Annotated in this window: 19 protein-coding genes; 7 read left to right on the top strand and 12 right to left on the bottom strand. The window is 31.9% G+C overall.

Annotated elements, in window-relative coordinates; translation table 11 throughout:
• Positions 1-232: 232 nt before the first annotated feature.
• The 9 genes from rimO to FHR24_RS14830 all read right to left on the bottom strand — a co-directional run bounded on the left by rimO (position 233) and on the right by FHR24_RS14830 (position 7,080).
• Positions 233-1,549, bottom strand: a complete 1,317-nt coding sequence (gene rimO, locus FHR24_RS14870) for a 30S ribosomal protein S12 methylthiotransferase RimO (RefSeq protein WP_167190763.1) — start codon at positions 1,547-1,549, stop codon at positions 233-235.
• A gap of 69 nt (positions 1,550-1,618) precedes the next feature.
• A complete protein-coding gene (ftsY, locus tag FHR24_RS14865) occupies positions 1,619-2,572 on the bottom strand; it encodes a signal recognition particle-docking protein FtsY (RefSeq protein ID WP_167190760.1) in 954 nt (317 codons plus the stop codon).
• A 108-nt stretch (positions 2,573-2,680) separates the two neighbouring features.
• Positions 2,681-2,833 carry a DUF4295 domain-containing protein gene (locus tag FHR24_RS14860; RefSeq protein WP_167190757.1) on the bottom strand — a complete coding sequence of 51 codons (153 nt, stop codon included), beginning with the start codon at positions 2,831-2,833 and terminating at the stop codon, positions 2,681-2,683.
• Between the two features lie 8 nt (positions 2,834-2,841).
• Positions 2,842-3,024: a 50S ribosomal protein L33 gene (rpmG, locus tag FHR24_RS14855; RefSeq protein ID WP_010134999.1), complete on the bottom strand. Its 183-nt coding sequence runs from the start codon at positions 3,022-3,024 to the stop codon at positions 2,842-2,844.
• A gap of 29 nt (positions 3,025-3,053) precedes the next feature.
• Positions 3,054-3,293 carry a 50S ribosomal protein L28 gene (rpmB, locus tag FHR24_RS14850; RefSeq protein WP_167190754.1) on the bottom strand — a complete coding sequence of 80 codons (240 nt, stop codon included), beginning with the start codon at positions 3,291-3,293 and terminating at the stop codon, positions 3,054-3,056.
• A gap of 73 nt (positions 3,294-3,366) precedes the next feature.
• The gene (locus tag FHR24_RS14845) at positions 3,367-4,611 is read right to left on the bottom strand and encodes a CinA family nicotinamide mononucleotide deamidase-related protein (RefSeq protein ID WP_167190751.1); all 1,245 of its coding nucleotides are present in this window, start codon (positions 4,609-4,611) and stop codon (positions 3,367-3,369) included.
• A gap of 42 nt (positions 4,612-4,653) precedes the next feature.
• Positions 4,654-5,271: a fumarylacetoacetate hydrolase family protein gene (locus FHR24_RS14840; protein ID WP_167190748.1), complete on the bottom strand. Its 618-nt coding sequence runs from the start codon at positions 5,269-5,271 to the stop codon at positions 4,654-4,656.
• A 54-nt stretch (positions 5,272-5,325) separates the two neighbouring features.
• Positions 5,326-6,234: a formyltetrahydrofolate deformylase gene (gene purU, locus FHR24_RS14835; RefSeq protein ID WP_208412377.1), complete on the bottom strand. Its 909-nt coding sequence runs from the start codon at positions 6,232-6,234 to the stop codon at positions 5,326-5,328.
• Between the two features lie 6 nt (positions 6,235-6,240).
• Positions 6,241-7,080, bottom strand: a complete 840-nt coding sequence (locus FHR24_RS14830; protein ID WP_167190745.1) for a 1,4-dihydroxy-2-naphthoyl-CoA synthase — start codon at positions 7,078-7,080, stop codon at positions 6,241-6,243.
• 254 nt (positions 7,081-7,334) lie between these two features.
• On the opposite strand from FHR24_RS14830, the gene FHR24_RS14825 reads away from it, so the two are divergent.
• Together FHR24_RS14825 and kwaA are read left to right on the top strand one after the other, a co-directional pair.
• Positions 7,335-9,206 (top strand): peptidase U32 family protein, encoded by a 1,872-nt coding sequence (locus FHR24_RS14825; RefSeq protein ID WP_167190742.1) that lies wholly within the window; start codon positions 7,335-7,337, stop codon positions 9,204-9,206.
• 240 nt (positions 9,207-9,446) lie between these two features.
• A complete protein-coding gene (gene kwaA, locus FHR24_RS14820) occupies positions 9,447-10,061 on the top strand; it encodes an anti-phage protein KwaA (RefSeq protein WP_167190739.1) in 615 nt (204 codons plus the stop codon).
• Between the two features lie 37 nt (positions 10,062-10,098).
• Here the strand turns inward: kwaA and FHR24_RS14815 are convergent, their stop codons facing one another.
• Positions 10,099-10,530, bottom strand: coding sequence for a S1 RNA-binding domain-containing protein (locus FHR24_RS14815; RefSeq protein WP_167190737.1), 432 nt, complete (start codon positions 10,528-10,530; stop codon positions 10,099-10,101).
• Positions 10,531-10,534: 4 nt separating this feature from the next.
• The gene (gene menD, locus FHR24_RS14810; RefSeq protein ID WP_167190734.1) at positions 10,535-12,217 is read right to left on the bottom strand and encodes a 2-succinyl-5-enolpyruvyl-6-hydroxy-3-cyclohexene-1-carboxylic-acid synthase; all 1,683 of its coding nucleotides are present in this window, start codon (positions 12,215-12,217) and stop codon (positions 10,535-10,537) included.
• Positions 12,218-12,294: 77 nt separating this feature from the next.
• Here menD and FHR24_RS14805 point away from each other — a divergent pair, with 77 nt between their 5' ends.
• From FHR24_RS14805 to FHR24_RS15695, 5 genes are all read left to right on the top strand, one after another.
• Positions 12,295-12,834 (top strand): NUDIX hydrolase, encoded by a 540-nt coding sequence (locus tag FHR24_RS14805; protein WP_208412376.1) that lies wholly within the window; start codon positions 12,295-12,297, stop codon positions 12,832-12,834.
• Between the two features lies 1 nt (position 12,835).
• Positions 12,836-14,749, top strand: coding sequence for a DUF294 nucleotidyltransferase-like domain-containing protein (locus FHR24_RS14800; RefSeq protein WP_167190729.1), 1,914 nt, complete (start codon positions 12,836-12,838; stop codon positions 14,747-14,749).
• 13 nt (positions 14,750-14,762) lie between these two features.
• A complete protein-coding gene (locus FHR24_RS14795; RefSeq protein WP_167190726.1) occupies positions 14,763-15,458 on the top strand; it encodes a 3'-5' exonuclease in 696 nt (231 codons plus the stop codon).
• A gap of 151 nt (positions 15,459-15,609) precedes the next feature.
• The gene (locus tag FHR24_RS14790) at positions 15,610-16,578 is read left to right on the top strand and encodes an FAD-dependent oxidoreductase (protein WP_243846570.1); all 969 of its coding nucleotides are present in this window, start codon (positions 15,610-15,612) and stop codon (positions 16,576-16,578) included.
• A complete protein-coding gene (locus tag FHR24_RS15695; RefSeq protein ID WP_317166210.1) occupies positions 16,526-16,999 on the top strand; it encodes a malate:quinone oxidoreductase in 474 nt (157 codons plus the stop codon). The genes FHR24_RS14790 and FHR24_RS15695 overlap by 53 nt, the downstream gene beginning before the upstream one ends.
• A 75-nt stretch (positions 17,000-17,074) precedes the next feature.
• Here FHR24_RS15695 and FHR24_RS14785 read toward each other — a convergent pair whose 3' ends face one another.
• Positions 17,075-18,043, bottom strand: a complete 969-nt coding sequence (locus FHR24_RS14785; protein ID WP_167190723.1) for a LamG domain-containing protein — start codon at positions 18,041-18,043, stop codon at positions 17,075-17,077.
• Positions 18,044-18,096 lie beyond the last annotated feature (53 nt).

Here is an 18,096-nt window from a genome sequence, read left to right as displayed (position 1 = left end):
AGTCCAGCAATAAAAGTTATTGACTGGACTTATTTGTTGAACATTATTTGTTATTAAAAACAACAGTTTAATTTCTACCCCTAAAAATTAAACATGTATAACGTCATTATAAATACCTACCCCTAAATATTTATAGAAACAAATATACAAAGGTTAGTGAAAGTATCCATATCAAATGTTAAAAAAGTTATAATTTAAACAACTAGTAGCTACTATACTGCCCTTGATTATCCTACTGTTTTAATGGGATTCCATATAAATCAAAGTCTCCCGCTTCATTAATTTTAATTTTCACAAACTCACCTGTTTTTATATAATGCTCTTTTGCATCAACTAAAACTTCATTATCTACATCTGGAGAGTCACTTTCGGTTCTACCTATAAAATATTCACCTTCTTTACGGTCAAAAATACAGTTATAAGTCTTACCAACTTTTTCCTGATTTAGTTCCCAAGAAATTTGAGATTGCATTTCCATAATTTCTGCAACTCTTGCTTCTTTTACGTCTTCTGGCACATCATCTACTAAAGTTGCAGCATGTGTATCTTCTTCATGAGAATATGCAAATACTCCCAAGCGTTCAAAACGCATTTCTTGTACCCAAGATTTTAATTCTTGAAAAATTTCTTCTGTCTCTCCTGGATACCCAACAATCAAAGTTGTCCTTATCGCCATTTCTGGAACGTAATTTCTAAATTCCTTTAACAACTTATTTGTTTTTTCATAAGTTGTACCCCTACGCATCGATTTTAAAATCTCTGTGTTGATATGCTGCAAAGGAATATCTAAATAATTACATACTTTAGGTTCCGATTTCATCACATCTAAAACATCCAATGGAAACCCTGCTGGAAAAGCATAATGCAAACGAATCCATTCAATCCCTTCTACTTTTACTAATTCTTTTAACAAATCAGCCAAGTTTCTTTTTCCGTATATATCTAAACCGTAGTACGTTAAATCTTGTGCTATTAAAATTAATTCTTTAATTCCATTAGCAGCTAATTTCTCTGCTTCTACAACTAAACTTTCTATAGGTGTAGATTTATGCTTTCCTCTCATTAACGGAATAGCACAAAAAGAACACGGCCTATCACACCCTTCTGCAATTTTTAAATAAGCATAGTGTTTTGGAGTCGTTGTTAAACGCTCTCCAATCAACTCATGTTTATAATCTGCTTCTAAAACTTTTAATAGATTTGGTAGGTCTTGAGTTCCAAAATATTGATCTACATTGCTAATTTCCGCCTCTAAGTCTGGTTTGTATCTTTCCGAAAGACATCCGGTAACATATACTTTATCTACCAAGCCTTCTTCTTTTCTATTTGCATAATGCAAGATAGTATTCACAGATTCTTCTTTGGCTTTACCTATAAATCCACAAGTATTGATAACGACAATATTTCCTTCATCATTTTCATCTTCATGAACTACATCTTTTCCGTTGGCTTTTAATTGCCCCATTAAGACTTCTGAATCATAAACGTTTTTAGAACAACCTAGCGTTACTACGTTTATTTTATTTTGTTTTACTGTTTTTGTACGCATTGTATTTAGCTTTTAGCCTTTTGCTATTAGCCTTTAGCCAATAACTTGCTAAAAGCGAACAACACAAAATTATTTAAAGAAAGAATCTACAAATTCAAATTTATTAAAGACTTGTAAATCATCTATTCCTTCACCTACACCTATATATTTTACTGGAATTTTAAACTGATCAGATATTCCAATTACAACTCCACCTTTTGCGGTTCCGTCTAATTTAGTAACGGCTAAAGAAGTAACCTCAGTAGCCAAGGTAAATTGTTTGGCTTGTTCAAAAGCATTTTGCCCTGTAGAACCATCTAAAACCAATAAAACATCGTGAGGAGCATCAGCAACTACTTTTTGCATTACTCGTTTGATCTTGGTCAGTTCATTCATCAAGTTTACCTTATTGTGCAACCTACCTGCTGTATCTATAATAACAACATCTGCATTTTTAGAAACTGCTGATTTTAAAGTATCAAATGCAACCGAAGCAGGGTCTGACCCCATATCTTGACGAACAATTGGTACATCTACGCGATCTGCCCAAACTTGTAATTGATCTATAGCTGCAGCTCTAAAAGTATCTGCCGCACCTAAAACAACACTTAAACCTTGTTTTTTAAATTGTGCTGCTAGTTTACCAATAGTTGTTGTTTTACCAACCCCATTTACACCAACAACCATTAAAACATACGGTTTTTTATCTTTCGGAATTACAAACTCCGTAATATCTTCATGATTTGTTTCAGACAACAACCCTGCTATTTCTTCTCTCAAAATTTGATTTAGCTCATCAGTACCTAAATACTTGTCTCGATCAACTCTTTCTTCAATTCGATCAATAATTTTTAAAGTTGTATCTACTCCTACATCAGAAGCAATCAATACCTCTTCTAAATCATCTAAGACCTCTGCATCTACTTTAGATTTACCTGCAACGACTTTAGATAGCTTAGAAAAAAATGACGTTTTAGATTTCTCTAAACCTTTATCTAAAGTTTCTTTCTTTTCTGAAGAAAATATTTTTTTAAAAAAACTCATAATTCAACTATTTACCTGTGTGTTTGTTTTAACAAGAAAGTGTTAAAATACAAAAAAAGCTACTTTCAATATTGAAAGTAGCCTTTGTATTGTCAATTTTTACAAAAATTATTTTTTTGCAAAAAAGTCTTTTACTTGTGTAGGGTCCATAATAGCTTCAACAAAAGTATAAGCTCCACTTTTTGGAGATTTCACCATTTTGATAGCTTTAGACAATCTCTTAGAACCTGTCTGTAACGATGCTACTGATTTCTTTGCCATTTCCTATATTATTTAATTTCTTTGTGAACAGTCATTTTCTTTAAGATAGGATTAAATTTCTTAATCTCTAATCTATCTGGAGTATTCTTTTTGTTTTTAGTTGTAATGTATCTTGAAGTTCCTGGTTGACCAGAAGCTTTGTGCTCAGTACACTCTAAAATAACCTGTACTCTGTTTCCTTTTTTTGCCATCTCTATATATCTTTATTACGAAGAAAAAATTATTTAACTAAAAATCCTTTTTCCTTTGCCTCTTTAATTACAGCAGAAATACCTTTTTTATTGATATTCTTTAACGCAGCAGTAGATACTTTTAAGGTAATCCACTTATCCTCTTCAGGAATGTAAAAACGCTTTGTAATTAGGTTAGCGTTGAATTTTCTTTTTGTTCTATTTAAAGCGTGAGAAACGTTATTCCCAACCATTGCTTTTTTACCAGTAAGTTCACAAACTTTTGACATCTCGTATCAGTTTTAATTTAATTCTAAACGGAGTGCAAATTTAACAACAATTAATGGTACAAACAAAATTAATTTAGTGATTTTTTAATATTTCTTTACTTAACATTTCAAAAGCCTTGTTTTTAGCCTGTTCTATCACTTTTTCACGAGGTTGTCCAAAGTTAAATTTTTCTACAATTACTTTGTTTTTTGTTGCTATTGCAATAAAAACAATCCCAACTTCTTCGTTTGTATCGTCTAAAGTTGGCCCTGCATTTCCTGTTGTAGCAATTGCATAATTTGCTCCCGTAATTCGTTTTACTCCTAAAACCATTTCTTTTGCCACCTGAGAAGAGACTACTGAGTGTTTCTTAATCACCTCTAAAGGCACTCCTAACAAATTTTGTTTTAACGCACTATTATAAGCAATCACCCCTCCTAAAAAGAAAGCAGACACTCCACTGTGAGCTGTAATTTCATTCGCTATTTTACCTCCAGTACAACTTTCGGCAACTGCCAATGTTTGATTTCTTTCAATTAACTTTTCTTTTACAAAGTTTACATAATCAACATCGCCAATCATAAAACTGTAATCTTTAAAAACCTCAGCAACTTTAGTTCCTTGCTCCAATAGAATAGTTTCTAAGAAACTTTTATCGGCATGTACCCCTGTCAATCGTAATCTTAAACGTCCTGGAGCAGGCAAATAAGCTAATTTTATAAATTCAGGAATTTGATTCTCAAAATCTTCTAACATTTCTGCAGCTGTACTTTCTCCTACACCATACAGCACATAGGTTTGATATACTTGAGAAGGAAACCCTCCTATTTTAATCAACCTTGGCAATACTTCATTTTCTACCAATCCTTTCATTTCAAAAGGGACTCCTGGCAGACTTATTACTATTTTTCCATTTTTTTCGAACCACATCCCCGCAGCTGTTCCTATAGGATTTGGTAAAATAGTTGCCTTTTTAGGCAACATTGCTTGTGCTTTGTTTAAGTGTCCAAACGGAATTCCTCGTTTATCAAACATTGCTTTTACCTGAGCTAAAACCACTTCATTCAACACCAATTCATCTTCAAAATAACTGGTAAGAGTGTATTTTGTAATATCATCTTTTGTAGGCCCTAAACCTCCTGTCACAATAATTAAATCTGCAATAGAAACCGCATGATCCATTCCGTTAACAATTGCTTCTTTTGTATCTGATATAGAGACGGTTTCTACCAATTCTACTCCTAAAGCGTGCAGTTTATTCGCTATCCATTGTGTATTGGTGTCTAAAACTTGTCCTATTAAAATTTCGTCACCAATGGTAATTATACTTGCTTTCATACGCTGTTTTACATACAACAACAGAGGCAAATGCCTCTGTGTTTATCTTACTTTAATATCTATTAATTTTTCATCTTCCAGATAACCTCTCAACACATCTCCTTTGGCTACAGGTCCTACACCAGAAGGTGTTCCTGTAAAAATAATATCTCCTTTTTTTAAGGTATAGATGGTAGAAATGTAAGCTATAATTTCATCAATTTTAAAAATCATGTCTTTGGTATTTCCTACCTGGACTTGCTCCTCGTTTTTTTCTAATCTAAAATTTATATTGTTTAAATCTGTAAACTGCTCTTTAGGTAAAAAAGACTCTCCTATAATAGCACTTCCATCAAAACCCTTAGCTTTTTCCCACGGATGACCATTCTTTTTTAACTCTAACTGCACATCACGTGCTGTAAAATCTATTCCTAAACCAATTTCATCATAATATTTATGAGCAAACCTTTCTCCAATGTGTTTTCCTACTTTATTTATTTTGACGAGAACCTCTATTTCATACTCTACTCTGTTAGAAAAAACAGGAATTACAAATGGATTTTTTTTAGGCAATACAGCAGAATCCGGTTTTAAAAACACTACAGGCTCTGTAGGTATAAAATCTCTATCAAATTCTTTGATATGTTCTGTATAATTCATTCCTATACAAATGATTTTCATATGCTTTGAATTAAAATTTATTTTTTAGTAGATGACCTCTATTTTCTTAAAAGTTTATTCTCCTGTTTCTGGAAATACAATTGCTTTGTTATTATCAACAATAATCTGATTGTTTAAATGACATTTAACTGCTCTAGCCAACACCATTGTTTCAATATCTGCACCAATTGCTTTTAAGGTATTAGGAGTACTTTCATGCGTTACTCGTTCTACATCTTGCTCAATAATTGGACCTTCATCTAAATCTTCTGTTGCGTAATGTGCTGTTGCTCCAATTAACTTTACTCCTCTATCATATGCTCTATTATAAGGGTTTGCTCCTTGAAAAGCAGGCAAAAAAGAATGATGAATATTGATAATTCTATTTGGATAATGATTGATAAAATCATTAGATAAAATTTGCATATAACGAGCCATCACAATTAAATCAATCTCATTAGAATCAAACAAATCTATTAATTGTTGTTCTTGTTCCTTTTTGGTATCCTTAGTTACAGGCAAGTGGTAAAATGGAATTCCAAACATATCTGCTATAGGCTTTAATTTGGTATGATTACTCACCACCATTTTCACATCACAATGCAGTTTATTTTCTTTATTACGTTGCAACAAATCATATAAATTATGTGTGGTATGAGACACCATAATAGCTACTTTTTGTTTTGTAATTCCATAATCTACACTCCAAATAATATCATAAACAGGAGCCAAACGAGAAAAACGTTCTTCTAGTTGTTCTTGTGTTATTGTTACAGAATCATCCGATTCTATACGCAAACGCATAAAAAACATTCCGTCTATAGAATTTGTATATTGCTGTGCACTTACCAAGTTGAACCCCTCTTGATAAAAAAAATGTGTTAATTTAGATACAATCCCTTTTTGATCGGGACACTTTATTAAAAAAGTTATGATTTGTGGTTTTATCAATTTTTTAGCATTTAGCTTATGGCAGGTAGCCATTAGTAATTAAACAATGTATTTTTTATCAAAATTTGGTTTGCGTTTTTCTAAAAAGGCATTTCTTCCCTCTTTTGCTTCATCGGTCATATAAGCCAAACGAGTTGCTTCTCCCGCAAAGACTTGCTGCCCTACCATTCCATCGTCTGTTAAGTTCATTGCAAATTTTAACATTCTAATAGATAGTGGAGATTTTCCTAACACTTCTTGAGCCCATTCATAAGCTGTATCTTCTAATTCAGCATGAGGAACCACTTTGTTTACCATTCCCATTTCAAAAGCTTCTTGAGCTGAATAATTTCTTCCTAAAAAGAAAATTTCTCTTGCTTTTTTCTGTCCCACCATTTTAGCCAAATAAGCAGAACCATACCCACCATCAAAACTAGTAACATCTGCATCTGTTTGTTTAAAAATAGCATGTTCTTCACTTGCTAAAGTCATATCGCAAACTACATGTAAACTATGTCCTCCACCTACAGCCCAACCAGGTACAACAGCAATAACCACTTTAGGCATAAAACGAATCAATCGTTGTACTTCTAAAATATTTAAACGATGCGCACCGTCATCACCCACATATCCTTGGTGTCCTCGTGCTTTTTGATCTCCTCCTGAGCAGAATGAATACACCCCATCTTTGGTGGATGGTCCTTCTGCAGATAATAAAACAACTCCTATATTTTCATCTTCTTGCGCATCGTAAAAAGCATCATATAACTCTGATGTTGTTTTAGGTCTAAAAGCATTTCTTACATTAGGTCTGTTAAAAGCAATTCTTGCAACTCCATTACATTTTTTGTACGTAATATCTTCGTATTCCTTAACTGTTTTCCAATTGATTGTTGACATGCGGATCTATTTCTTTTTTGTTTTTAATAACAGTGGGTAAAGTTATCATTTTAATTTTATTTCAATCTGTGTTTTCACCAATCTACAAACCAAAGATAAAATCAGCTTAAACGTTTGATTATTAATTATTTTACCAACAAAAAACAGTAACTTTGCAATCCCTAATTTTTAAAACAACTAGTACTCTTAACCTAATTGTTTGATAAAAAGCATTTTATCAACAGACCTAGCGTACTTAGACAGGAACATCATTTATGAAAAAAAAGGTTGAAATTTTAGCACCTGCCAAAAACCTACTCCAAGGTATGGCAGCCATCAATTCAGGAGCAGATGCAGTATATATTGGAGCTCCGCAATTTGGAGCACGTACAAACGCAAACAATTCTGTAGATGATATTGCCGAAATGGTACGATATGCTCACTTGTTTAAAGCGCAAGTTTTTGTAGTAATCAACACTATTTTATATGATAACGAACTAGAAACTTGTCAGAAATTAATTCACGAATTGTACCATATAGGTGTAGATGCCTTAATTGTACAAGACATGGCTATTTTTGAAATGGACTTGCCTCCTATTGTAATTCACGCAAGTACCCAAGCCAATAACAGAGAACCTAAACAAGTAGGTTTTTTGCAAAAAGCAGGAATGAAACGTGTGGTTTTGGCAAGAGAGTTAAACCTAGATCAGATTAAAGAAATTAACGAAGCTTGTGATGTAGAGCTCGAGTTTTTTGTATCTGGTGCCTTATGTGTTTCTTTTAGCGGAAACTGTTATATGAGTGTTGCCGGAGGAGAGCGTAGTGCCAACCGTGGTTCTTGTGCTCAAAACTGTAGATTACCCTATAAATTAACGGATGGAAACAATGATACTTTAATTGAAAGCAGTCATTTATTATCTATTAAAGATTTAGACTTAAGCGACCAATTGCCACAAATGATTGAGGCTGGTATCATCTCTTTTAAAATTGAAGGAAGATTAAAAGATGTAGTATACGTTAAAAATAATGTTTCTTTTTTAAGAGCTAGATTGGATCAGTTTTTAAATGGCGATGGAAAAGATAAATTTCAAAAAGCATCATCAGGTAGAACTTTTTACACGTTTGATGCAGAAATGGACAGAAGTTTTAACCGTGGTTACACAGATTATTTTGTAAACAAAAGAACTGAAAAAATAGGATCTTGGGAAACTCCAAAATCTCAAGGTCAGATAATCGGTAAAATTATTGAATTTAAAAACGGTAAATATCTTATAGAGAATGCCGAAAAATTAAATAATGGTGATGGTCTTTATTTTTTAAATGAACAAAACGAAGCTGACGGAGTACAAGTAAATACCGTAGAAAACGGATGGATTACTCCAAACAACTATAAAAACATTCCTGTAGGTACTTTAATTTCTAGAAACTCTGATGCCAATTTTAACAAACAAGTTGAAAAAGACAATAGTGCTATCAGAAAAATTGGAGTGGAATTAAAATTTGAAGAAACTCAATATGGTTTTCTTTTAACCGCTACGGATGAAGATGGACATGTTAGCTCAGAAGGATTTAAAGTAACCAAAGAATTAGCAAAAAAAGAAGGTTTCTTAAAAAGCAACTTAGAAAAAAACTTAATTAAAACAGGAAACACTCCTTTTATTGTTGATGATGTTGCTATTGAATTAGAAGACAACTGGTTTGTGCCTATTTCTAAAATTAATGAAATTAGAAGAACGGTTTTAGAAAACTTAATTAACATTAGAGTTAACGAATACCATAGAGAGGAGCAAGCTATCGTAAAAACAGATCATCCTTACCCAGAAAAAACATTAGACTTCACCTACAATGTTTCTAACAAATTGGCTAGACAGTTTTACAAAAGACACGGAGTAGAAGAAATTGAAAAAGCATTTGAATTGCAATGGGAACCTGGTAAAGCCAGAGTAATGACCACTAAATATTGTGTAAAATACGAATTAGGAAAATGTGCAAGATTTCAACGTGATACTATGGGCGAAAAGTTAAAAGAACCTTTAACCTTAACCCACGGAGAAAACGAATACAAATTAAAGTTTAACTGTAAACCTTGTGAAATGGAAATATGGGAAAAAGATGCAGAACTAGAATTTGAAGAAGATAATTATTAAACAAAAAGCAGCCAATTGGCTGCTTTTTGTTTTTAACAGAAGCCTTAACAATTTAACAATCATCTCTTTTATATATTTTTTCTTAACTTTAGAAAGCTATGAAAGAAGATATTTAAACAATTCCCCCTTAACTATCCCCCCTTTTTATAGCAAGTTGTAAAACAAAACATAAATACCAAATAAGGCTATTCTTATAAAACCAAGTTATGTGTTTCACAAATTGCTTAAAAACTGAAAAAAATGTTATTAAAAATCCAACTCTATGTACTGTCGCTATGGCTGTTATTCTTATTATTGTTCGTAAACAAATTAAACATACCCATTTATTTTGAAAAATATAGCACTAATGGAATTAAGGAACTTGTTATTTCTAACGCAATCCCAATTGTTTGCTTAATTTTTATTTTTTCAGGATTCTTATTCTATTATAAGTTTAAATACATCATAGAAGATGGAGTTACCAAACCCGAACAAATTACAGAAGTAGAAGATCACAATTGGGAACATTTAACTTTTTTAGTTACTTATGTAGTTCCTCTTTTAAGTTTTGATTTAGATTTTGATTTATCTAAAGAAAGAAACGGATTAATGTTTATTTTAATCTTGTTTATTATTGGTGTTATTTATGTAAAAACCAATATTTATTATACAAACCCCACCTTAGCTTTATTAGGTTATCATATTTACAAAGTAAGCACTCAAAACAAAAGACACGTAATACTTATTACCAAAGATTCTATAAGTAAAGAAGATTACATTGAATCTAAACATATTAGCGATAATGTTTTTTTTGCTAGTAAAACCAACCAAAAACAGCATATATCCTCCAAAAGACTAGATTCTCTAATACATTAAAATTCATAAAAAAAGGAAGCTAATTAGCTTCCTTTTTTTATTCTTGTGTATGTTCTAATAATTTTATTCCGTTTTCTTCTAACGTAATTACTTTGTTTTTATACAAACCGCCAATAGCATTTTTAAATGCTTTTTTACTCATTCCCAATTCATACTTAATGGTGTCTGGTTCCGATTTATCTGTAACAGGTAAAAAACCATTATGAGCTCTTAAAGCAGTTAATATTTGTACCTGAAATTTGGTAATACTATTTCTAAAACCAATAGGTTGTAAAGAAATATCTAGCTTACCATCTTCTCTAACTTTTTTAACATATGCTTTTAAACGTTGCCCTTCTTCTAGTCGCTGATAAACTTCATTTTTATACAAAATCCCCTCAGTTACCTCATCTACCAATACCGTAATTCCTAATTTAGAAAAACTACCTATTACAACATCTACTTGTTGCCCTTCTTCAAACTCTTCCATAATTTTACACTTTAAACGATTCAAAATATGTTTTCAAAACCTGATCGTTTTTATCACTTGGTGTGAAAACCTCTATTATTTTTGGTTGACAACTTTCTTTGTAAAAAGAAGTCATCTCTTTTTCTATGCCTTTAATACTGGTTGCAAACAAATATTCAAAACCATACATTTTGGCCAAATGCTCTGCTGTTAATCCATGTGGAGTTTCAAAATAAGACAAGGCATCTGTTTTTTTAGGCCCTGGTAAAATTTTAAAAATACCACCTCCATTGTTATTTACAATTATAATTCTAAAATTAGTAGGAATATACATATTCCACAAAGCATTGCTATCGTATAAAAAACTAATATCTCCAGTTACCAACGTAACTTGTTTTTTAGTTTGCATTGCATGCCCTATAGCAGTAGATGTACTTCCATCAATTCCGCTAGTACCTCTGTTACAAAACACAGTTATAGAATCATCAACATCAAACAACTGTGCATAACGTACTGTAGCACTATTACTCAGTTGCAAAACTGATTTTTTGGGAAAAAACTGGTTTAAAACACCAAACACTTTAAGGTCAGAATATTCACAAGTAGCCACAAAATCATGATGTTGTTGCTTTCTTGTCTCTTTTACCCTCAATCCTTTTTGCTGATATTTACTTTCTTTATTTTTAATCAACCAAAAAAACTGACTAAAGAACAACTCTGTAGATATTTTAAAATGATGTGTTAAAGCAAAGAAAGTATCATAGCCCGTAGTTGCATGTATCGCCCAATGTTCTTTGGGTTGTAAAGCTCTTAAATACTGCTTTATTCTTTTAGACACCACCAAACCACCAATGGTTAGCAATATATCTGGCTGATAAAATTCTTTTTCCTCTTCCGATAAACCTGCTAAAAACTGATCAATACTATTGATTGTGTTTTTTGAATTGATGTTAGAATTCGTTTCCGTAAACACCAATACCGATGGATCTTTTAATAAATGATTAATTTGTGTTTGTAACAACTCACTAGGCTGATGCACTCCCACCAACACTATTTTTTTAGCAGCTTTGTTCCATGTATCAGCAAACACTTCTAATTCTTTTACCTTTAAAGGAGTTTCTGTAAGTACTTGCTCTTCCTCTATTTTTTCTAAAGGATATTCTAACATATCAGAAACCAAATCATACAAAGGTTCATCAAAAGGAACATTAATATGCACAGGTCCTTTCTGTGTATTGGCAATTTTAATTGCTTTGTAAACCAACTCTTTATTAATTTCTCTATCTACTTCCGATTGCATTTCAACCAAATTAGCTTCAAACAAAATATGATTTTTAAACACACCTGTTTGTCTTATGGTTTGTCCATCGCCTACATCTATTAAATACTTAGGTCTATCTGCAGAAATTACCAGCAAAGGAATATTGCTATAAAAAGCTTCTGAAACCGCTGGATAATAATTTAACAACGCAGAACCAGAAGTACAAACAACAGCCGTAGCTTTTTGTTTTTTTTGAGCCATTCCTAAAGCCACAAAAGCAGCACAACGCTCATCTACCACACTATAAGATGTTATAGTTGGCACTTGATTAAACCCAATAGTTAAGGGTCCATTACGAGAACCCGGAGATATTACTACCTCGTTTATATGATTTGATACACAAGAAGCAATGACCAATTGTGCCAATTCATTTTTAGGATATTTCATTCAGTATTTCTCTCTATAAGAGCGTAAAATTACAAATAAAAAGATAGTATCTTTACCATACACTCTTTCTTTTTATTATGGATGAACTTATAGATATTGTAAACCTTATGGGGCAACCAACAGGCAATGCTTGCATGAAAAGTTTTGCCCATCAAAATGGAATTTTACACGCTAGTGTACATATTTGGTTTTATCATCAAAATGGAAAAATTCTGATTCAGAAAAGAAACAAAAAAAAGGAAATTTATCCAAATTTGTGGGATGTGTCAGTAGCAGGTCATGTGGCATCTGAAGAAAACTTTTTAGATGGAGCTATTAGAGAAATTAAAGAAGAAGTTGACCTTACGGTGATCAAGGATCAATTAATCTATAAAGGAATTTGGGAAGAAAAACACGCACATTCCAATGGGTTGATAGATCATGAAATTCATCATATTTATTTGACAGAATTAAAAACAAATCTTACAGACTTAACTCCACAACCAGAAGAAGTAAGTGATTTAAAACTAGTAACCTTAGATTATTTAGAAAACAATTACAAAGACACTACGTATTTTGTTCCTCATGATGTTGAATATTACAAACATATTATTGACCTACTAAAAGAAGCCATTTAGCATGAAAAATAGCATTGCAGAAAGAATAACCGACTTTATAAAAAACTATCCTCCTTTTGATAATCTATCTTATAATGATTTATATAAGCTGGCTGTAGAAACCAATGTTTTGTATTTAGACAAAGACGAAACATTGTATTCTCAGGGAAAACCCCCTAAGGATTTCTTTTATATTGTAAACCAAGGAGCTATTCGTATCTACAGACAAGATGGAGAAAAAACTGTAGAAGTTGAAATGTGTGATGAAGGAGATGTTCTAGGTCTAAGACCTTTAATTGTAAACGAAAACTACATTTTAAACGCAAAAGCTTACGAAGAGTCTATTGTTTACGCAATTCCCATTCAAATATTTAACGAGCAATTTATAAACAATGCAGAAATTAGTAAATACTTAATTACTCGTTTTGCTAGTAACTCTACCACACGTTTTTCTCAAGAAGAAAATGAACGCATTTTTGCAGATTACAAACGTACCAGACAAACCGATTACTTTAGTTCTAAAATAAGTAACTTAACAACTACTGCCGTTAGTTGCAATCATAAACACACAATAAGAGAAGCTGCTCTTATTATGAGTGATAATAAAATTAGTTCTATTTTTATTTTAAGAAAAAATAAACCTATAGGAGTTATTACCAATAAAATACTACTGCACACTGTAGCTACAGGTAAATATTCTATTGATGAAAGTGTAGGCGAAATAATGGGAAGCCCTGTGGTTACTGCATCCTCAGACATTTCTATTGCGCAGGCACAAATTATTATGCTACAAAAAAAAGTAGAAAACGTTTGTATTACAGAAGACGGTACCAAAAACAGTAAAATGCTGGGAATGGTGACACAACAAGATATTGTAGCTTCTTTAAGTAACAACCCTGCAGTGTTAATGAAACAGATTAGCCGAGCAAGAACCATTTCTAGACTAAGAGATTTAAGACAACAATTAAACGATTTGTTAAAAAGGTATATCGATCAACATATCTCTTTTACACATACATTAACAGTTGTTGCAGAATTGAATGAGTCTATCAACGAAAAAGTAGTAGAATTATCTGTTAAAGAATTAAACAAAACCCCTCCTTGTAAATTTGCGTTTTTTGCCTTAGGAAGCCAAGCTCGTAAAGAACAATTAATCCCAACCGACCAAGACAACGGAATTATTTTTGACGATGTTCCTCAAGATCAAATAGAAGAAGTTCGCAGTTTCTATATGGAATTAGCGGCTTTAATTACCAAAAACTTACATTCTATAGGTTTTGAATACTGTCCTGCTGAAATGATGGCCAGCAATCCAAAATGGTGTTTAAGTAAAAAAGAATGGAAAACACAGTTTCAAGATTGGATTTACAATCCTACAGAAAAAAACATATTATTAACTGCCATATTTTTTGATTTTAACTTTGTTTACGGCCATAAAAAATTAGTAGATGATTTATCTATATCTGTATACAAACACACCAAAGACAACAAAAGATTCTTTATGTTTTTAGCGCAAGATGCTCTTAAAAGCCCTAGTCCACTTGGTTTCTTTAGACAATTTATTGTAGATCAAGATGGGGCACACAAAGATCATTTTAACATTAAACAGCGTGCTATTATGCCGTTGATAGATGCTGCCAGAATTTTAACTCTACAACACAACCTAAAAGGAGTAAACAATACTGCCGAAAGATATTATAAGTTAAGAGAATTAGAACCACAAAATGCCGAAGTATACGAAGCATGTGCTTATGCTTTTAAAGCTTTGTTAAAATTTAAAACAAAAAACGGATTAACCTCGCTAGGAGAAGACGATGGAAAATTTATCAAACTAGAAACCCTGTCAAAATCTGACAAGGTAAAACTAAGACGTTGTTTTAAGCCAATAAAGAGTATTCAGGAAATTATAGCGGTCCGTTTTCAAGCAAACATTTAAACCATCATCACCTATGTTTAAATATATTTTTAAAAACATACAGTACTATTTTAAAAAGAAAAATCATCCTGATTACTGGAAAGAATATATAGAATCTATAAAAACCACAAATAACAAAACAATAAAAGAATCTAAATTTGTTGTTTTTGATTGTGAAACCTCTGGATTAGATCCTAAAAATGATCGAATTTTATCTATGGGAGCAGTTACTATTTATAACAACACCATAAACGTTAAAGATACTTTTGAAAAATATTTAGAACAGGAAATTTTTAAGAGAGAAAGTGTAGCTATACACGGTCTTTTAAAAAAAGGAAACTATACCAAGTGCAAAGAAGAAGAGGCTATAAAAAAATTTTTAAAATACATAGAAGGTGCTATAATTGTTGGTCATCATATTAATTTCGACATCAATTGTGTAAACTACGCTTTAAAAAGAATAGGCTTACCTAAACTTAAAAACAAAACTTTAGATACCAATGTTTTGTTTAAAAAGACAAAACATCAAGTATATGCAGATGTATACAACAAAGTATTTAGTTTAGATGAAGTTTGTGATGAGCTTAAAGTTAAAAAGAAAGACAGACACACTGCCTACGGTGATGCCTACATTACTGCCATTGTATTTTTTAAAATACTAGGACGATTAAACAGAAATAATGACCTAACATTAAAAGATCTTTTTTACACTCCTAAAATGATTTATTAAAATTTAAAAATGTTAATAATTTAGCTTTTATAACGTTTTCGTTAAATTTTTAGTTTCTTAACAAAACAACACAATCTTAATTAAAACATAGCCAATTTTAATGACATGAAACCTATATCTTTGTTAGCACAAAAAATAAAGGTTCTACAAAATGCCAAGAAAATCATCTTCTAAAAAAACAACATCTAAACATCCACCCATAAAACACGCTGATTTTGTGTTAATTGGAGGAGGAATTATGAGTGCCACATTGGCAATATTACTTTTCGAGAAATACCCTGGTAAAAAAATTACTGTTATCGAAAAGCTTCCTCAAATGGCCGAAGAAAGTTCTGAGGCATGGAATAATGCAGGAACGGGACATGCAGGAAACTGTGAATTGAATTATACTCCAGAAAAAAGTGGAGTGGTAGATCCTAGCAAAGCTGTAAAAACAGCCACTCAGTTTTACGAAACCCTTGCGTTTTGGAAAGATTGTAAGGAAAAAGGATACATTCAGAATCTAGACAAATGTATTTCTGAAGTACCACACATTAGTTTTGTTCAAGGTAAAAGAGATGTCGATTTTTTAGAAAGGCGTTGGAACGTTTTAAAAGAAACTGAGTTTTTTAAAGATATGGTTTTTTCTAAAGATAGGGAACAAATTAAAGAATGGCTGCCTTTAATGATGGAGGGACGTAACAAAAGATCTAGTGTTGCTGCTACTTATATTAAAGAAGGTTATGATGTAAACTTTGGAGAAATTGCAGAACAAATTTTTCGTTATTTATCTAAACAACCCAATGTTGAATTGATCAATCACAGTAACGTTATTGATATTGAGAAAACAAAAAATAACCGTTGGCTGCTATCTGTAAAAGGACAAAACGTTGGTAAACACTGGAAAATTGTAACCAACTACTTGTTTATTGGTGCAGGTGGAGGTGCATTATCTTTATTAGAAAAGTCTGGAATTGAAGAAGCTAGAGGGTATGGTGGTTTTCCAATTAGCGGATTATGGTTGCGTTGTACCAACCCAGAAGTTATAGAGAGACATGCTGCCAAAGTATATGGTAAAGCTAAAAAAGGTGCTCCGCCAATGTCTGTTCCCCATATGGACAACAAGAGTTATAAATGGTAGAAAAGAACTATTATTCGGACCTTATGCTGGTTTTACAACTAAATTTTTAAAGCACGGTTCTTTCTTTGATTTGCCTAAATCAGTAGAATTTGACAACATTATGAGTCTTTTAGGTGCAGGTTACAACAACTTGCCTTTAGTAGGTTACTTAGTAAAACAAGTAAGTTTAAAGTTTGAAGACAGAATGGAAATGTTACGCGAATTTTATCCAGATGCTAAAGATGAAGATTGGAAAGTTGTAGTTGCAGGACAACGTGTACAGATTATTAAAAAATACAAAAAACGTAGTGGTAAATTAGAATTTGGAACTGAAATTATTATTTCTAAAGATAAGTCTATTGCTGCATTGTTAGGAGCTTCTCCTGGAGCATCTACGTCTTATTCTGTAATGAAAAACGTAATGGAAAAATGTTTTGAATAGCATTTTATAATATATATATACAGTATAAAAAAACATCAACTTATAAGTTGATGTTTTTTTATTTATAATTTAAAATTATTGCAATTCCCAGGTTCTAACCCAATCATAATAAGTAGTACGTTCTTCTTTTGTTCCTGTTAAACCACCATCAGCTGGTACAGGACTCCAATCATACGTTTCTGTAACCATTCTTAAATACATAGGTAAATCAAAATTTTCTACAGGAACCACAGTGTTTTTATATTCTCCGTCTAAAAAGAACAATATTTCTTTTGAGCTTTTCCACCAAGCTGCATAAATATGGTAATTCTCCCAATTTTTAGTTGCATATTCTACTTCAGCTCCCTCACTTCCTTCTTTTGTTTCATCACAAGTTTTGTTTCTACTATGTGTATTAGAATACATACCTGTATCATGATCTTTTGCCCAATCTGGAGTTGAATCTGTAATACGCCCCACCGTTTCTTGAATATCTAATTCCGTTGTTCTTTGATCACAACCGCTTCCTTCATTTCTTGTATTAATCAACCAAAAAGTAGAAGACATAAATGTCTTACTAGCTTTCATTCTACATTCAATATACATTCCGGGTTGAGCTGTATTTATAGATCTTATCAAGCTTCCTGCATGCGTATATTCATTTCCGTTTACAATTTCTTTTTCTGCTAATTTATAATTGGTAATGGTTAAATTTCCGTTAGCTAAAGCAACAGCATCTTCTTTAAAAATACCAGGTTCTCTCCCAATCCAACTACTTGTTAATATTGCCCACTTATCCGTGTCCAAATTTGTAGTTTCAAATTCATCACTTAACAAATTTACTTTTACCCATTTTTTAACTGTAACATTTGGATTTTCTCCTTCTAAAAAACTAGGCACAGATGTATTTTCTCCTAAAGCAATATCTTCTTCTATGGGATTTTCTTCTTCTAACGGTTCTTCCTTGTCTACTTTATCTACAGGAGGAATAAAACTATCTGAATTCTTAGAACATGAAATAAAAAAAACTACACCAATAATAAGCACACATAACTGTTTAATCATAATCATTAATTATTTATGTAAATGTAATTTTTAAAAAAACTACTTATAGATAC

This window comes from Wenyingzhuangia heitensis (assembly GCF_011762155.1).
Taxonomy (GTDB): Bacteria; Bacteroidota; Bacteroidia; order Flavobacteriales; family Flavobacteriaceae; genus Wenyingzhuangia; species Wenyingzhuangia heitensis.
This window is presented reverse-complemented; position numbering and strand designations above follow the sequence as displayed.

What these genes read in the sequence shown, in the direction of transcription:
- FHR24_RS14845 (WP_167190751.1), bottom strand. Translation starts at nt 4,611, where the DNA reads ATGAAAGCAAGTATAATTACCATTGGTGACGAAATTTTAATAGGACAA.
- FHR24_RS14825 (WP_167190742.1), top strand. Translation starts at nt 7,335, where the DNA reads ATGAAAAAAAAGGTTGAAATTTTAGCACCTGCCAAAAACCTACTCCAA.
- purU (WP_208412377.1), bottom strand. Translation starts at nt 6,234, where the DNA reads ATGGCTACCTGCCATAAGCTAAATGCTAAAAAATTGATAAAACCACAA.
- menD (WP_167190734.1), bottom strand. Translation starts at nt 12,217, where the DNA reads ATGAAATATCCTAAAAATGAATTGGCACAATTGGTCATTGCTTCTTGT.
- FHR24_RS14795 (WP_167190726.1), top strand. Translation starts at nt 14,763, where the DNA reads ATGTTTAAATATATTTTTAAAAACATACAGTACTATTTTAAAAAGAAA.
- FHR24_RS14830 (WP_167190745.1), bottom strand. Translation starts at nt 7,080, where the DNA reads ATGTCAACAATCAATTGGAAAACAGTTAAGGAATACGAAGATATTACG.
- FHR24_RS14860 (WP_167190757.1), bottom strand. Translation starts at nt 2,833, where the DNA reads ATGGCAAAGAAATCAGTAGCATCGTTACAGACAGGTTCTAAGAGATTG.
- kwaA (WP_167190739.1), top strand. Translation starts at nt 9,447, where the DNA reads ATGTTATTAAAAATCCAACTCTATGTACTGTCGCTATGGCTGTTATTC.
- FHR24_RS14800 (WP_167190729.1), top strand. Translation starts at nt 12,836, where the DNA reads ATGAAAAATAGCATTGCAGAAAGAATAACCGACTTTATAAAAAACTAT.
- FHR24_RS14805 (WP_208412376.1), top strand. Translation starts at nt 12,295, where the DNA reads ATGGATGAACTTATAGATATTGTAAACCTTATGGGGCAACCAACAGGC.
- FHR24_RS14815 (WP_167190737.1), bottom strand. Translation starts at nt 10,530, where the DNA reads ATGGAAGAGTTTGAAGAAGGGCAACAAGTAGATGTTGTAATAGGTAGT.
- rpmB (WP_167190754.1), bottom strand. Translation starts at nt 3,293, where the DNA reads ATGTCAAAAGTTTGTGAACTTACTGGTAAAAAAGCAATGGTTGGGAAT.
- rpmG (WP_010134999.1), bottom strand. Translation starts at nt 3,024, where the DNA reads ATGGCAAAAAAAGGAAACAGAGTACAGGTTATTTTAGAGTGTACTGAG.
- rimO (WP_167190763.1), bottom strand. Translation starts at nt 1,549, where the DNA reads ATGCGTACAAAAACAGTAAAACAAAATAAAATAAACGTAGTAACGCTA.
- ftsY (WP_167190760.1), bottom strand. Translation starts at nt 2,572, where the DNA reads ATGAGTTTTTTTAAAAAAATATTTTCTTCAGAAAAGAAAGAAACTTTA.
- FHR24_RS14840 (WP_167190748.1), bottom strand. Translation starts at nt 5,271, where the DNA reads ATGAAAATCATTTGTATAGGAATGAATTATACAGAACATATCAAAGAA.
- FHR24_RS14790 (WP_243846570.1), top strand. Translation starts at nt 15,610, where the DNA reads ATGCCAAGAAAATCATCTTCTAAAAAAACAACATCTAAACATCCACCC.
- FHR24_RS14785 (WP_167190723.1), bottom strand. Translation starts at nt 18,043, where the DNA reads ATGATTAAACAGTTATGTGTGCTTATTATTGGTGTAGTTTTTTTTATT.